The organism is Aequorivita sinensis (assembly GCF_006346335.1).
GTDB lineage: Bacteria > Bacteroidota > Bacteroidia > Flavobacteriales > Flavobacteriaceae > Aequorivita > Aequorivita sinensis.
Window position 1 is genome coordinate 1 of sequence record NZ_VDMC01000014.1, and the last position, 14,587, is coordinate 14,587.

Sequence of the window (14,587 nt, forward strand, 5' to 3'; positions counted from 1 at the left end):
CACCGTATATAGTAACCTTACTCCGCTCTTTTGTTCTTTCTGATTAATACTTAAAATTAACTTATTTAGTAAAAATCAAACTTAAGATGTGTATAAGCAATGGCTTGTCCTCGCCTACTTGGAAAATCCTGCGGAATTTCCACAGACAAGTACCTGTTTGCAATTGTCCGTGACGAGACACGCCACAGCTCATATACGTAACGTTGTGTGCCATTCCCGTGATAGTAGCCATCGCAAAGAAACGGCTATTATTACTTTTAAATCGAAAATCTATATATAATGAGAGGAAGTTTAATAAAAATGCTGAATGATTGGTTGTCTAGAAAAATACCTGAAACCGAAATAGGTAATCCTACAGTTTTAATAAGTAGGTTATATAATGACGCAACAAATAACCCCGCTATAGAAATTAGAGCAGCATATAAAAAAGTGGAGAATGCGTCTAGGGGGGAAACTTTCTTGCCTGCAACCATTCAAAGCAGTGACAGTTTTCGTATAACAATGAGAATGATAGAAATAGCACTCGATAATGAACTGATAAAAATTAATTATCATGGCATGTCTATTTTAAATCGGGATGGATTTGTGCATCATGCGGGTCTAGATGATGAATTGATTGTGAGAGAAATGAATATGTTCATTAATAATCTAAACAAGAAATTGAAAAAATTTCTGCCCTTTGCTCAAGTAGTTAATGAGTCTACCATATTGTTCCCGTACATAAGCGTAAGCCGAAAATAAACAAATGTGATTGTGAACGGTATAAAAGTAAAATCTGATCTTGACAGAATACTGAACGGCACACAACAGCGAATAAATGCAATTGCCAAATATATTCATGCCGGAAGTTCTTTTTCACGAATAATATTTATCATGGCCGAGAGAACTCAGTGCGCCTTGATTGGCAACTGACATATAGCCGCTAAACTTGTACACATTTGAAGAAAAATTCTGCAAACATTCAAAAATATACTCACCTTTGACGTAAGTAACGTAAAAAGGTATGATATTATCCTTTGGTTCAAAAGAAACCGAACAAATTTGGGACGGAATCCGAGTTAAGAAAATGCCGATTGATATTCAAAACGTTGGAGGGAGGAAATTAAGAACATTGAACAAATCGCAAGATATTTCCGATAAGAGAATTCCACCATCCAACCAACTGGAAAAACTGACCGGAAAATTTAGCAAATTTTACAGTATTCGAATTTATAAACAATGGCGGATTATTTTCATTTGGGATAAAGGAAACGCAAACGAAGTGCAAACCCGCCTGCCGGACGAGCAGGTAATTGATTATCATTAAAAAATATAAAAATGGAAAAGTTAGCAAATGTACATCCTGGACAAATCTTGAATTACGAATTTCTTGAGCCGTTGGAAATCACCGCATACCGACTTTCCAAAGACTTGAAAATACCTCAAACCAGAATTTCGGAAATTATTAAAGGAAACCGAAGAATTACGGCTGACACAGCTTTACGATTAAGCAAATATTTTGGGAATTCTGCAAAATTCTGGCTCGGTCTTCAAAATGATTTTAATATCGAAGAAGAAAAAGAAAATAAAGAAAAAGAACTGAGCGAAATAAAGCAACACGTGGATAAAAACGTTCCCTAACAAGCTATAACCGCAATTTGCTTTGCCAGTTCGTTACACTCGTGTCGGCAGATTCGACTACCAATCGCCTGCGCTCAGGGCAGGCTAGAATCTAATTGTAATTGCTTAAGTCTGTGTCAAACCGAAAATAATTGCTAATTTAACCTGTAGCCATATTTTAGGATAAGTCATTACCAAAAAAACCTGCGCATTCTATAACTTAACAAATTTAAAATCACAGATTTGTGAAATAAAAATAAAAATTAAAAAACATCTACCTATGAATAATATAATAGACCGTATTACAAAAATGGAAAACATATTAGACGAACTCACAATCGTCGTTGAAAAATCTGATAAAGCAATGAATGAACTTGCCGAATCTTTGGAAGATTTAGAGATATTAAAGAAATATTATGAATCTCAATATATGAAAGATGTTATGGCTGAGAAGAGGGGGGAGATCCCTCAAGATCTTAAACGCGGCGTTTTAAGTGAAGATGCTGTTCATATGCTTCTAACCGATTTAGTTGAATTATCATTCAAAATGAAAAAATTGAGTAAAAAAATAAGATAATTTTAATGTCAAATTACCCCGCTACCGCACGAGTCCTCTCCTACAGTTCAATAAAAAGCCCAGCTACCCGACCTAAATACAGAAAGGCAATAGCGGATATCGAATAAAGAAAAAAAAATAATTAAAATATTACTACATTAAAGCTTTAGAAACCACGCGATGCAATCGCTTAGGAACGGAGAAATAAAAAAGCAAATCCCATTCAAATCACTTTTTAGTCTTGCCTTCTTATTAATGGCCATTGGTTATTTTATAATGGCATTTAATAAAAGCTATTTTGGCATAATCTCAGGCTTAACCATTTCGAGTCTTGGAATTGGACTATTGCTTCCAAACGGCAATGTATGGCTCATAAAACATGTTCCTGTTTCAAATAGAGGAAAAATAATAGGCACCATGTCGTCTATGTTGTTTTTCTGTCAGTTTGTTTCCCCATTGATTATTGCATTGATAATTAGTCAATTTAATTTGACTTACGCATTTCATATCGCTTTTGGTTCAATGGCAGTATTAGCTATTATATTTTATTTAAGTAATTTTAAAAATCAAAAATAAGCCGTGTGAAATGGTTAATCGATAGTATAGAAAAACCGTATGACAATGAAGTTAAATAATACAAATGTGAATTTTTGGAAAGATGGCAATGGGAAAAATTTCATAGAATGGGCGGGAAAAGATGTGCCTACAAGTCAAAATAACTCAAATCTTTTCTATCAATATGATGAAGAAGTAGATGTTTTGGTTAAAAAGTGGATGAAAAATAACGATTTCAAAACCATTATGAAATCCTTACACAGTGGCACAGACGAAAATCTACCACAAGATTACCTCGATTTTAAGAAAAACTTAGAAAAAAAACCAGATTGGTTAGATGAAAAACTAATAAAAGTAGGTTCAGAATTATCTGAACGAAGCGGTTTAATAGGACTTTTGGTTTTAAGAAACTTTGCTCTGTTGGGCGGATATAATTTTGCAAACCTTACAAAACCTCTTGTTGCGACAGGCTCTTTGGATAAAGGTGCAGTTACCCGCCTTCATAATACTCTGAACTTTTGGGTGAATGTCTCAAGAACGGCAGCAGACTCCCAAAACAGGCGCCTCAATGCGTGTTTGAGCACGAGGTTGGTGCATAGTGCTTCTCGGTTAATGATTCAGGAAAAAATGCCGCACTGGGATCGGGAGAAGTATGGTATCGCCATCAATTATGCTGATATGGTAGCCACTAATATTGCCTTTACTGTTTACTATCTTTTTGGTCTGAAAAAGCTCAATTTTAAATATTCCCAAGAGGAAGAAAAAGGAATATTCCACTTGTGGAAATATGTAACCTATCTCTTGGGGGTACCTTTGGACATTATCCCAAATAATAAGGAGGAGGCTTTGGGATTCTTTAAATTTTGGACACAGTATCAGAACGCTCCCGACGAAGATTCTATGATACTGACCAATTCACTTTTGGATGAGAATACGCCCATCAGTCTATTAAAACTGGATATCGTTAAGAGGAATATGGGCTATATCCACCGAAGCATCGCCAATTATCTTATTGATAAAGAGACTCGTAATAGCTTGAATATACCACCGGTTAGATTTAAAAACATAATCCCTAGAGCAATACAATTAAAAAATGAAATTCAATTTGACAGAGACCATCAAATTAAAACAGGGAACACGGAGCAATTAAGTGTTTTGGCAGATTATAAAAATAGCATTGCCTAACATCGTACTTGTAAAAATCTGGGTTATGGGGTAATTTAGAATTTAGTAATATTTAGTCACTTCTCCTTTTCCGTTGTGGTTAATTAAGAAGAAACCGATAAAATACTTTTAATCTGATGAAGAATGGAATATAATTTTTGAATTTGCAAACTACCCCTAGGCAAGCTCATTAAGAATTAAAAGAAAAAAACGAATTGATTTCGAGGCAAGTTTCGGAGCATTTAAATCGCGATTTTATATTTAAAATTAATAGGTGTAAAAATGACATTTTAAATTCCAGGTAGATAATCATATACACTTATTCATTCTTTAAATCATCTGATATGAAATTTAAATTTTCAACCTTAAAATGAAAATAAAAACCAAAGCGGGAATCCTTAAAAGAAAATCCCGCTTTTAAAAAATCTTAATCAGATACTAGTGACCTAAAATAGTATCGACTTACTGTTAATTCTTAATAATCTTGTAAGTACCAATTTGTCCGTTTACAGTAATTTTCATTAAATATATTCCAGCGACCAAGTTAGAAAGGTCTAGTTGTGCCGATGCTGTAGACATATTACTTTGTTCAAAAACCCTATTACCTAATACGGAGTAAATCTCTACGTTATTGATTTTTTCTACTGATAAAAGATCGATTTTATCATTTACTGGATTGGGAGAAAAAGTAAAATCCTCGATATTGTTGTCGTTAACACTTAACCCCTCACCTATTACATAGTAAAAAGCATCTGCAAGAAAGTTTGATACATTAAAAATTCCATCCCAGCTACATCCGGCAGGTTTTCTCATAAAAATACCGAGGTCAAGCCTGTTAGGTAAAGTTGTTGATGCATAAGCAATTGGGTTGCCGGTAGCACTATCTAACAAACGTACTGCATCCGCTGTTACAAGAGGGTTTAAAGGAAATGCACCTGCATGATAATCGGAGAATTCTAGTTCACTTGCATGTGCTACAACAGGATGGTCAGCTTCGTATATTGTCCCAATACCATCACCACAAACTGTAAATAAAAAATCTAGAGGTTGATTTAATACAATATGCCATTCTCCTCCATTTTGCCATTCCCCTAGTAACTTCGAATTAAAAAGTGTACCATAATCATCCAAGGTATAAGAAGCAAGTATAACTCCTCCTCCAGAAGCAGCAAAGGCCGCCATATCATCACCGAGAGCTACAGCATCTGCAAAAGAAGAATTTCCTTGAATAAGAACTGCATCATAGGTCATTATTTGTGCTAATGATGGTTGATTTCCAATATTATCGCTAGCATTGTATGTGTCTACTATCTCGAAATGCCCTGTGGCAAATAAGTCAGTCGCAAGGTCTTCACATGCCTGCGCAGCATCAGGACCTGCTTCAGCATATATATAAGCAACTTTTGGCAGTTGGGCGCTAACCTTAAATGCAAAAAGCATAAATAAAAAAAAGAGTAAAGTATTTTTCATGATAGTAATTTTTAGGGGTTAAAAAGGGTATTTCACAAAATTACATATACTAAAACCTTTCCATCTAATAAAACATCATATAATTATACTTTTAACTAATATCCAATAGACTTTTTGTTAAACTACTAACTTGACTATTATCTAAAGCCCTTCTTCATTGAATAGTGTTTAATGGGAATTAAATAAAACTATTGACCAAGGTGAGAAAATTGCTAACCATTATAAAAGAATTTAGCAGGGAAGAAAGGCTCATTCCAAATTACAAGAACGAATAGTGAATGAATAACGTACTATAACATTCTATATAATTAATATCTAATTCTCAACTACTTACTTATCCCGATAGCTATCGGCACACGGATTTTCACTTCTTATAGTTCACTTTGTTCATTTTTAAATGGTTTGTATTTGCTAAATTACCAGCTTAAAAAACGTAACAATCCAGATACAAACACGGAATTTATCAACAAAAAACTCTGAATGGAAAGAATTCGAATACAAAAACATTCCATAGAAACTTTGTACTACAGTATATCGTTGATTTTGGAAAGAGCATCTTACTATGGTTTAAGATTACTGATTATTATATATATGACTGGAGAAGTCCTAAAAATGAATAGTACAGAAGCGTTAAGCATTTATGGGTTGTTCACGGGTTCCCTTATGCTTTCAAAAATTATTGGAGCCATTCTTGGGGACCTGGTTATTGGAAATAAAAAAGCTTTGTTTATAGGAGGAATGATTCAGGCAATTGGGGCTTTTTGTCTTTGTATTCCATCAACATTAGGATTATATCTTGGGTTATTTTTGATAGTTATTGGCAACGGATTTTACACATCAAATATTATCTCAAATTTTGGGAAATCATATCTAAACAATAAGAAACAATTGGATTCGGGTTTTTCGATTTTTTATTTGGCAACAAATTTAGGGGCATTTCTTGGCACTTTATTAATTGGCTTAATAGGAGAAAAATACGGATATAATTATGCTTTTATAATCGGTGGCTTATTAATGTTATCCTCCTTAATTCCTATACTTAGAACCAAAGAAAAAGTTGTAGAAAAAGAATTTAAGCACGATTTAACTATTAAGAAAAGAATTATAAATATTTCCATCGTTCTGATGGTAGTTGGACTTTTCTGGGCAATTTATGAAATCTCGTATTATAGGATTATAGACTTACAAGTTCAATTTAGAGATGTTATTACTATTGAAATGTTTAAAAATGATTGGCACTCAATTAATTCCCTCCTCATTTTGCCAATAGGTATAATTGCAATAATAGGATGGACATATTTCTATACTTCGCAATTCTTCAAATTAATTTTGGGTTTTATTTTTGGTGCTATTTCACTTATTGTTTTAATGTCAATTCCAGACGTTTTTACTGAAAAACATATGATCCTCTATTTGTTATCAATCCTTTTTATGGGCATTTCGGAAATCCATATTGCACCAATTCTTTATTCCACATTAACAAAGTATTCAAATCCAAAATATTTGGCAATTTTAATTAGCTTAGCCTTTATACCAACATCAATGTTAATTTTCAGTACTGGATTTTTTAATGACAGATTTTATGACAACCCAATTTTTGGATTAAAATTAGGAGTAACAATTATGATTATAGTTGCCATTGGTCTATTCGGATATATAGCCTGGAATAAAAAAACAGCTAAAACACTAAGTTAACTGATTTAGAGAAAATCAAACTTAAGATGTGTATAATTAATGGCTAGTTCTCACCTACTTACCAATCCCGATAGCTAACGGCACATGGTTTTATTTTCCACAGTGCACTTCACTCATGTCTAATTGTGATTTTTTTGTTAAATTGGTTACATCAACAAGCCACCAATCATACAAAGAACGGTTTAAGAAAGGTAAACCGATTTGAACTAAAGCCAAGACTTTTGCATATTCAATCATTCAATAATGGCAAAAACAACAATAGAGAAGCTAAAAAAATCTAACCATATATACGATTTACTGCGTATTTTGAAGGATTCTGACAAGCCCGAAGATATTAAAGCTATGCAAGAAATATGGGAGGAATGTGGTTTCTGGGCTAACTCAAAAAAGGAGGAAAATAAGTTTGTAGCTCCCTTTCAAGAAAATAGACGAAGTTTTGTTTTAACCGCTCCAGCCACTTGGGAAAAAGGTAAGTTTCCTCCGCCTGGTGATTATTCCTTTGCACTAGTTACTAAAAAAGGTCCAGGTATCAGAGAATCTTTTATTGAAACTACTGTGTTTTATTTTTACAAGGAAAACTACTTCTCCTTATCAAAATATCATAGAGGTTATTTATTCACTTGTTTAGAAGAAAAAAAGAATTTGTGTTTATTTGACTATTCAGTTATTAAGGACAAGAAATCTCCTTATTATGAAAAGTCCTTGCGGATGCAAAAAAGAGAACGAGAAGTAAAGCAAGAATGTGTGAAGTTTATTCCCGAATTGGCACATTACCTATGGCCGGACGAGCTAGATATTTCCGGTAGTTGGGAGGAAGAGAAACTTTCACATCCTAACTTCTTTAAAAAAACATTTGAAATGCTTAGCAGTGGATATTATTCCTATGTGGGTGCATGGACCTTCCCTTTTACACCTCTTGAGTGGGAGAATAATGAGGCTCAAATCGCGAAAGAAATCACTTACACAGCCGTTGATTATAATCATCAATATAATTATGGCGTTATTAAAAAAGGAGAGTTTAATGAAGACATAGGTATATGGCTAAAGCAAGAAGAAAACTATATTAGTTTCAAAGTCAAATTCAGAGATGGGGAAACTTCTTTTACTAATTTTAAGGGTAAACTTTATCCTGATTACATCGAGTTTTCTATTCCGTTTTATTTCAAATCCCCAAAAGAAAAAGCTTATTTAATTCGGCATTTTGATCAATATGGACTTCATATTACAAACTTATGAAGTTTAAAAGGCATACTCGATGTAGCAGATAATTCCCGATTTTAATTTTACAGATTTGAACAGATACGTATATAATAACAAAACAGATTTTAATTTTACAAATAATGTTAAGTATTTAAATAACGGCAACTTAGAAAAATGAAAGGAATACAGAAATGCAAATAATATCCTTCAAATGCACCTTATTCTATACTTCGGCACTAATTAAAACTCAGGAATTTAGATATGAATGACCATTTAATACATAACCTAAAAATATCAATACTTTGGAGATTACTGGTCAATATTATAACAGTTGGCTTGATTATATATTTATTCAATACCGTTAAGCGAATTGAATGGTATACCTGGTTGATATTATTAATTTATCCGATGTACTTAACAATAAAGGAACAGAAAATATTACTTGAAATAGGTGTTAATGGAGATCAGATAAGCCTAATAAGTTATTCCATTTTAGGTGGTAGAAAAGAACTAAAACTAAAAACTAGTGAAATTATTGAATTGGATCACTTTAAAGGATTTGTCGTTAAGTATAAAAACTCTTTCGGAAAAAAAACAGAAACTTTTCAAATTAATGCTGAACCGTGGAATAATATTTACGGACAAATAAAAATTCTGAAATTAGCAGTTCAAGAATTGGAAAAAAGAAAATCATAAGACATTTATTAAAATTAGCTGGATAGAATATTTTAGGCTTTATCTGCGTTAGTTTAAGGTTTACAGCACCCATTTTCATTCGAAAATTCCTTACATTTAATTCTATATAAACTTAAGTGTTTTTATTTTAACCTTATTAGTTAATTGAATATGAAGATCGTTTTCAAAGAAGAACAAAAATTCACACAATGGTGGCTTTGGTTAATTTTAATCGGAATAGGAGTATTACCCATTATAGGGATTTATAAACAATTAATTATCGAGGAAAAATTTGGTGATAATCCTATGTCCGATTTAGGGCTCATTATTTTTTCTATTTTCATTTTTGGCTTAATTACTTTGTTTTGGTTTATGCGACTAAAAACTATTATTGACCAAAATGAAATCCGAATGAGTTTCTTCCCCTTTGTCAAGAAAAAAGTAAATTGGAAAGATGTAAAAAGTGCTGAAGTAGTTAATTACGGATTTGTAGGTGGATGGGGCATCCGGCTTGGTACAAAATATGGAACTGTCTACAACATTAAAGGAAATAGAGGTTTAGCTATAGAACTTCTGAATGGAAAAAAATTTCTAACCGGAACGCAGAAAGAAACAGAACTTAGAGAAATATTAGCGAAAATCAAGAAATAATTTAATGTGAATAAATGATATTAGAATCTAAGGCTCTAATTTAAATTCAAAATCCTGTAGAATAGGTTTTCGAAGGAATGGTTAATGCCTAGGTGCATCAACATCATCAAAATTACAAATACATATTTCTATTTATCCTCCTTCATAATGATAATAGCAAATCGAGTCCATAAGTAACCGTAGTGCTTAGACTTTTCATGGCTTTTAAGTACAGGTTTAGTATTCATCTGAAAACAGCAAAATAATACTAAATAGCACTTCTAGATATTATTCGGTTAAAATGAAACTTCCACGCGGCAGACAAATAACAAAATTCTAAATACAACAAGTAGAGAGTACGATGCCTTATTTAGAAACCATCACTTTCTTTGTGCTGCTTCCAGCTTCTGAATGAATAGTTACGAGATACATACCTGCTGAAAAATCTCGCGTGCTAACAGAAACTGAGTGGTTCCGCACTTCGGACGAATAAATTTTCTTTCCATCTAGGGCTGTTATTTCAATTCGGTATATTAGAGCTTCTGAATTAATGAAAAAGAAACCATATGCAGGATTGGGATATATAGAAAACTCCAATTTAGAGTGATCTAACTTCCCTAACGAATTACAACGACGAAATATATCGAATCCTTCACCTTCTATAGACATCACATCTGTTAAACTCGCTCCCCCTTTGGTTACAACTCCTCCCGAACGTCTCGCAACACCAGGTATATCGTCATAAGAATAAACTGGAATTAAAGATTCGCAAGTAAGAAGAGATGGTGTTTGCTTTACATAAAAAACCCGATCCCCCCACTCGTTATATCTAGCATTTTTAGTTCCAACAGTAATAAGGCCCCCATCATCGGTTGGCGCTGAGGCGAAGGCTGCAAATTTCTCTTGCCCAAAATATTGATTTCCTTGTACAAAGTCGCCATTTACATTAGATTCTACCATTAAAAAACTCACTCCTCCTGACGCAACTCCACTAGCAACCAAATTGCCATTACCGATTAAGTCAATATCGTGAAAGCCTGAATAATGAGTTTGATTAACGTACTTATTGCTCCATTCTAAATTTCCATAGGCATCCAATTTCACAATATAACCATTTGGATATAGTCTCCCTGCAACGGCATATCCATCTCCAGGAATAGCAACTACGCCATAAGCTTTACTCCATTGAAAAGGGGTAATTAGCGTAGACCATTCAAGATTTCCTAAAGAATCTAACTTAACAATATAACTATCGGCTGAACCTTGATTTACATCAAAAGAGTCTGTTTCTCCAGCTATTATATAGCCTCCTTGTCCATCTAAGGTGGTATCAACTGCATGTGCTATATCATTTCCAAGCCCACCAATACTATTACTCCACTCAACCTCTCCCTCACTGTCCAACTTAACGATATATACATTTTTACCTTCACCTACTATTTGAGTAGAACCAACTATAACAAACCCATCATCTTCGGTTGCTTTAATTGCATTACCTTCTTGATTTCCTTCTATTTCACTCAAATTTTTCGACCATTCAATTTCTCCAGCGGAACTTAACTTCAACAGATAAATAGATTTTTTTTCAGTGAATTTAGCCTCCGAAGTTCCTGCAATGATAAACCCTCCATCTGGTGTAAGCTCTACAGAATTCCCCCACACCTTTCCTTCTATCTTAACGGTCTTAGACCATTTTGGTTCGAGACTGTCTGAAATTCTAAGAACATAAACTTCATCTTTGTTTTCAGGAATTCTCATCGTGTTACTTCCTACCATAATGTAACCGTCATTCGGCACAGTTTTAACTGCCTTAGCTCCATAATTTCCACTAGTCTGTTCCCCTTGATATACCCCACTGATATATTGTGCATGGGTGTTTTCTACAAGAGCAATAAAAAAGATAAAAAGGAATATAGCAGTAAATCTCATAATAGATACAAATTGGTTGTATCTACAAATATTGAAATTTAACATAACCTGAAGAAATAAATTAAAAGAAACTTACCCCTCAACATTTTCTGACAAGGGCTGATTTTAAAATTGGAATAGGGAGGGCATATAGTAAATCCTTAGAAGAAATTTTTAATGAAATTGTTAAGCCATAGGTAATAAGTAAGTACCTTATTTCAGAAAATAGTAGTAGGTTAGAATTAGGAAAAGAGATAATATGGAAGATTCCTGAATGTGATGGTTATTATCCTATATAGGGAGTCAAGATTGAAAATAGTCAAACTATTTCGTATGTATTGGCTCCGGAACCGGTGGTTATTATTACACTAAAAAATTATCAAGACAATAGCACAATTGTTAGAATAAACGAAAAAGGTAAAGAGCTAAAAGAAAAATACCTGAAATGGACTTTAGAAAACTCGGGAGGCTAAGAAAACACTTAAAAAAAGCACTTGGCAAACAATATGAAACCTATCAAAAAGAATTGCCTACGCTTATTCCATTCACAAAGAAATAAACTTAAAATGCTCGATTCATCTTGATTAAGAATCTTCTTTATATTGAATTGAGGGAATTAAATTCATAAAATAATGGCCCCAACTGGGGCCATTAATATTTAATCTAAGATGTTTACTAAATATTAGCTATTGCTTTAATTTCAGCAATAATCTTATCTGCTAAGCTATCTGCTTCTTCTTGCGATTTGGCTTCGGTATATATTCTAATAATAGGCTCTGTATTTGATTTACGTAAGTGTACCCAATTTTCAGGGAAATCAATTTTAACTCCATCTATGGTATTGATATCTTCTGATGCATACTTAGCTTCCATAGCTTTTAAAATTGCATCTACATCCAATGTTGGAGTAAGCTCAATTTTCTTCTTACTCATAAAATATGAGGTGTATGTTTTACGAAGTTCGCTAACAGCCATTTTTTGTTCCGCCAAATGACTTAAGAATAAAGCTACTCCTACCAAGCTATCACGACCGTAATGCAATTCTGGATAAATTATTCCACCATTACCTTCACCGCCAATTACAGCCTTGGTTTCTTTCATCATTTCAACCACATTCACCTCCCCAACTGCACTAGCCGTATAAGTTCCATTGTGTTTTTCGGTAACATCGCGTAAGGCTCTAGACGAAGACATATTGCTAACAGTGTTTCCTGGTGTATGTTTTAAAACATAATCAGCAACAGCTACTAAAGTGTATTCTTCCCCAAACATTTCACCTTTTTCATCAACAAAAGCTAAACGATCTACATCTGGATCTACTACAATTCCGAAATCGGCATTTTCATCTACTACCATTTTCATCAAATCGCCCAAATGCTCTTTTAAAGGCTCTGGGTTGTGAGGAAATTGACCGTTTGGAGTACAATACAATTTTACTGGCTCTACTCCTAAAGCTTCTAATAATAACGGTATCGCTATTCCTCCTGTTGAATTAACACCATCAACCACTACTTTGAACTTACAAGCTTTAATAGCATCGACATTTACTAGAGGTAAATCTAAAATTTCATCGATGTGTAAGTCTATATAGGCATCGTTTTTATGAATTTCGCCTAAGTCATCAACTTCTGCAAATTCTATATTTCCTCCTTCAGCAATATCAAGAATTTCTTGTCCCGCTGCAGCGTTCAAAAACTCACCTTTATTGTTCAATAATTTAAGAGCATTCCATTGCTTTGGATTGTGGCTAGCTGTAAGTATAATTCCACCGTCGGCGTGTTCCATCATTACTGCCATTTCAACTGTAGGAGTGGTAGAAAGATCTAGGTCTATTACCGTTATACCCATCCCTACTAAGGTGTTCATAACCAATTGCTGAATCATTTCACCAGAAATCCTGGCATCACGACCCACCACTACTCTATGTGTTTCTTTGTTGCGTTGTTTCTTTACCCAACTACCGTATGCAGCAGCGTATTTTACAGCATCGATTGGAGTTAAGTTTTCACTCTGTAGGCCGCCAATTGTTCCGCGTATACCTGATATAGATTTAATTAAAGTCATTTTCTAAATTTATTTTTCAATTTTAAAAAGTAAAGCTCAAAGTAAGTATACGATATATGAGCTATTAAAATAGTTCCTGCGAAGGTAAGCAGGAGCATCAAAAATACGGTTAATTTTTTATTAAGGTTTTGAAGGATTTCTAGTTCTAAAAACAAAAATACAACAGCGTTTAGAATTATGGCGTGATAAATATATATTCCGTACGAAATACTTCCTAAATGATTAATTATTTTATTATTCATTTCCACTCCGCGATTGTTGAATGCCAAGGTATGTACAAAGAATCCGAACAACAAACAGGTTATTAAAGAACGAAGCCACAAAGGTTCAAACATAAATATATCGGTAAAATAAAACAGCAATGTTGCCAAACAAACTAGCAGGGGAAAAAATTTTCTACGTTTAAAAACCTCTAACATTTTCTTTTCTTCAAGTATAGCAATAACTCCACCTGTGAAAAGGTAGAAAAACACAAAAGTATAATCGCGAAGTACTTCAAAAACATTTGACCAGTATAGAATAAAATACCCAAACAGCAAAGCGCTTAGAACTGGCAAAATCCACTTGGTTTTAATAAAAAACAGTAAAGGGGCTATGAATAAATAAAACTGTTCTTCAATCCCAATTGACCATAGAATTTCAATAATTCCACCGGGTTCGTAAACTTTTGCGAATACATTCGGTAGAAAGAAAACATTATATAATAGAGCTTCCTTCCACGTATATTTTATCTCAAAATAAATATTTAAATAGGGTAAAATCACATTGTAAAAGAAAAATCCAAAACCTAAAACTAGATAATACAAAGGAAATATTCGCAGAATTCTTTTAATGTAAAAGTCTCTAATAGAGAATGTACCCCGAATTTTGGCGCGGTAAATAATTCTAATGATTAAAAACCCGCTAAGTACAAAAAACATATAAACGGCCTCCAAACCACGATGAAATATAGGAAGCCCATCAAAATAAGGAAGTCCCTGGTTAGCGGAAAGTTGAGGCAAGTGAAACAGCAACACAAGGGATGCTAGAAAAAACCGCAACGGGTCTAAATTGGGTAACCTCTTCAATTTT

At 33.6% G+C, this 14,587-nt stretch carries 15 protein-coding genes; 10 read left to right on the forward strand and 5 right to left on the reverse strand.

Features of this window, described 5'->3' with window-relative positions; translation table 11 throughout:
• Nucleotides 1-61: 61 nt before the first annotated feature.
• Nucleotides 62-232, reverse strand: coding sequence for a hypothetical protein (locus tag FHP04_RS14520; protein WP_158319142.1), 171 nt, complete (start codon nucleotides 230-232; stop codon nucleotides 62-64).
• 47 nt (nucleotides 233-279) lie between these two features.
• Between FHP04_RS14520 and FHP04_RS11990 the strand changes: the two genes are divergently transcribed.
• The 6 genes from FHP04_RS11990 to FHP04_RS12015 all read left to right on the forward strand — a co-directional run bounded on the left by FHP04_RS11990 (nucleotide 280) and on the right by FHP04_RS12015 (nucleotide 3,895).
• Complete coding sequence (locus FHP04_RS11990) at nucleotides 280-741, forward strand: hypothetical protein (protein WP_139856375.1); 462 nt, start codon at nucleotides 280-282, stop codon at nucleotides 739-741.
• A gap of 262 nt (nucleotides 742-1,003) precedes the next feature.
• Nucleotides 1,004-1,306 carry a type II toxin-antitoxin system RelE/ParE family toxin gene (locus tag FHP04_RS11995; protein ID WP_139856376.1) on the forward strand — a complete coding sequence of 101 codons (303 nt, stop codon included), beginning with the start codon at nucleotides 1,004-1,006 and terminating at the stop codon, nucleotides 1,304-1,306.
• 11 nt (nucleotides 1,307-1,317) lie between these two features.
• Nucleotides 1,318-1,620, forward strand: a complete 303-nt coding sequence (locus FHP04_RS12000; RefSeq protein WP_139856377.1) for a HigA family addiction module antitoxin — start codon at nucleotides 1,318-1,320, stop codon at nucleotides 1,618-1,620.
• Nucleotides 1,621-1,879: 259 nt separating this feature from the next.
• Nucleotides 1,880-2,176 (forward strand): DUF4298 domain-containing protein, encoded by a 297-nt coding sequence (locus FHP04_RS12005; RefSeq protein WP_139856378.1) that lies wholly within the window; start codon nucleotides 1,880-1,882, stop codon nucleotides 2,174-2,176.
• A gap of 159 nt (nucleotides 2,177-2,335) precedes the next feature.
• Nucleotides 2,336-2,731 (forward strand): MFS transporter, encoded by a 396-nt coding sequence (locus FHP04_RS12010; RefSeq protein WP_139856379.1) that lies wholly within the window; start codon nucleotides 2,336-2,338, stop codon nucleotides 2,729-2,731.
• A gap of 45 nt (nucleotides 2,732-2,776) precedes the next feature.
• On the forward strand, nucleotides 2,777-3,895 hold the full coding sequence (locus tag FHP04_RS12015) for an oxygenase MpaB family protein (RefSeq protein WP_158319143.1): 1,119 nt from the start codon (nucleotides 2,777-2,779) through the stop codon (nucleotides 3,893-3,895).
• A 447-nt stretch (nucleotides 3,896-4,342) separates the two neighbouring features.
• On the opposite strand, the gene FHP04_RS12020 is transcribed toward FHP04_RS12015, so the two are convergent.
• Nucleotides 4,343-5,344 (reverse strand): T9SS type A sorting domain-containing protein, encoded by a 1,002-nt coding sequence (locus FHP04_RS12020; protein ID WP_139856381.1) that lies wholly within the window; start codon nucleotides 5,342-5,344, stop codon nucleotides 4,343-4,345.
• Between the two features lie 480 nt (nucleotides 5,345-5,824).
• Here FHP04_RS12020 and FHP04_RS12025 point away from each other — a divergent pair, with 480 nt between their 5' ends.
• The 4 genes from FHP04_RS12025 to FHP04_RS12040 all read left to right on the forward strand — a co-directional run bounded on the left by FHP04_RS12025 (nucleotide 5,825) and on the right by FHP04_RS12040 (nucleotide 9,565).
• Nucleotides 5,825-7,039, forward strand: a complete 1,215-nt coding sequence (locus FHP04_RS12025) for an MFS transporter (RefSeq protein WP_139856382.1) — start codon at nucleotides 5,825-5,827, stop codon at nucleotides 7,037-7,039.
• A 243-nt stretch (nucleotides 7,040-7,282) separates the two neighbouring features.
• Nucleotides 7,283-8,275, forward strand: coding sequence for a hypothetical protein (locus FHP04_RS12030; RefSeq protein WP_139856383.1), 993 nt, complete (start codon nucleotides 7,283-7,285; stop codon nucleotides 8,273-8,275).
• A 225-nt stretch (nucleotides 8,276-8,500) separates the two neighbouring features.
• On the forward strand, nucleotides 8,501-8,935 hold the full coding sequence (locus tag FHP04_RS12035; RefSeq protein ID WP_139856384.1) for a hypothetical protein: 435 nt from the start codon (nucleotides 8,501-8,503) through the stop codon (nucleotides 8,933-8,935).
• A 150-nt stretch (nucleotides 8,936-9,085) separates the two neighbouring features.
• The gene (locus FHP04_RS12040; RefSeq protein WP_246051426.1) at nucleotides 9,086-9,565 is read left to right on the forward strand and encodes a phosphoethanolamine transferase domain-containing protein; all 480 of its coding nucleotides are present in this window, start codon (nucleotides 9,086-9,088) and stop codon (nucleotides 9,563-9,565) included.
• 345 nt (nucleotides 9,566-9,910) lie between these two features.
• Here FHP04_RS12040 and FHP04_RS12045 read toward each other — a convergent pair whose 3' ends face one another.
• From FHP04_RS12045 to FHP04_RS12055, 3 genes are all read right to left on the reverse strand, one after another.
• Nucleotides 9,911-11,473, reverse strand: a complete 1,563-nt coding sequence (locus FHP04_RS12045) for a T9SS type A sorting domain-containing protein (protein WP_158319144.1) — start codon at nucleotides 11,471-11,473, stop codon at nucleotides 9,911-9,913.
• A 654-nt stretch (nucleotides 11,474-12,127) separates the two neighbouring features.
• On the reverse strand, nucleotides 12,128-13,516 hold the full coding sequence (glmM, locus tag FHP04_RS12050; RefSeq protein WP_139856386.1) for a phosphoglucosamine mutase: 1,389 nt from the start codon (nucleotides 13,514-13,516) through the stop codon (nucleotides 12,128-12,130).
• Nucleotides 13,513-14,583, reverse strand: a complete 1,071-nt coding sequence (locus tag FHP04_RS12055; RefSeq protein WP_139856387.1) for an acyltransferase family protein — start codon at nucleotides 14,581-14,583, stop codon at nucleotides 13,513-13,515. The genes glmM and FHP04_RS12055 overlap by 4 nt, the downstream gene beginning before the upstream one ends.
• Nucleotides 14,584-14,587 lie beyond the last annotated feature (4 nt).

Excerpts from the sequence above, each read along its gene's own strand:
- FHP04_RS14520 (WP_158319142.1), bottom strand. The coding sequence starts at position 232 with ATGGCTACTATCACGGGAATGGCACACAACGTTACGTATATGAGCTGT.
- FHP04_RS11990 (WP_139856375.1), top strand. The coding sequence starts at position 280 with ATGAGAGGAAGTTTAATAAAAATGCTGAATGATTGGTTGTCTAGAAAA.
- FHP04_RS11995 (WP_139856376.1), top strand. The coding sequence starts at position 1,004 with ATGATATTATCCTTTGGTTCAAAAGAAACCGAACAAATTTGGGACGGA.
- FHP04_RS12000 (WP_139856377.1), top strand. The coding sequence starts at position 1,318 with ATGGAAAAGTTAGCAAATGTACATCCTGGACAAATCTTGAATTACGAA.
- FHP04_RS12005 (WP_139856378.1), top strand. The coding sequence starts at position 1,880 with ATGAATAATATAATAGACCGTATTACAAAAATGGAAAACATATTAGAC.
- FHP04_RS12010 (WP_139856379.1), top strand. The coding sequence starts at position 2,336 with ATGCAATCGCTTAGGAACGGAGAAATAAAAAAGCAAATCCCATTCAAA.
- FHP04_RS12015 (WP_158319143.1), top strand. The coding sequence starts at position 2,777 with ATGAAGTTAAATAATACAAATGTGAATTTTTGGAAAGATGGCAATGGG.
- FHP04_RS12020 (WP_139856381.1), bottom strand. The coding sequence starts at position 5,344 with ATGAAAAATACTTTACTCTTTTTTTTATTTATGCTTTTTGCATTTAAG.
- FHP04_RS12025 (WP_139856382.1), top strand. The coding sequence starts at position 5,825 with ATGGAAAGAATTCGAATACAAAAACATTCCATAGAAACTTTGTACTAC.
- FHP04_RS12030 (WP_139856383.1), top strand. The coding sequence starts at position 7,283 with ATGGCAAAAACAACAATAGAGAAGCTAAAAAAATCTAACCATATATAC.
- FHP04_RS12035 (WP_139856384.1), top strand. The coding sequence starts at position 8,501 with ATGAATGACCATTTAATACATAACCTAAAAATATCAATACTTTGGAGA.
- FHP04_RS12040 (WP_246051426.1), top strand. The coding sequence starts at position 9,086 with ATGAAGATCGTTTTCAAAGAAGAACAAAAATTCACACAATGGTGGCTT.
- FHP04_RS12045 (WP_158319144.1), bottom strand. The coding sequence starts at position 11,473 with ATGAGATTTACTGCTATATTCCTTTTTATCTTTTTTATTGCTCTTGTA.
- glmM (WP_139856386.1), bottom strand. The coding sequence starts at position 13,516 with ATGACTTTAATTAAATCTATATCAGGTATACGCGGAACAATTGGCGGC.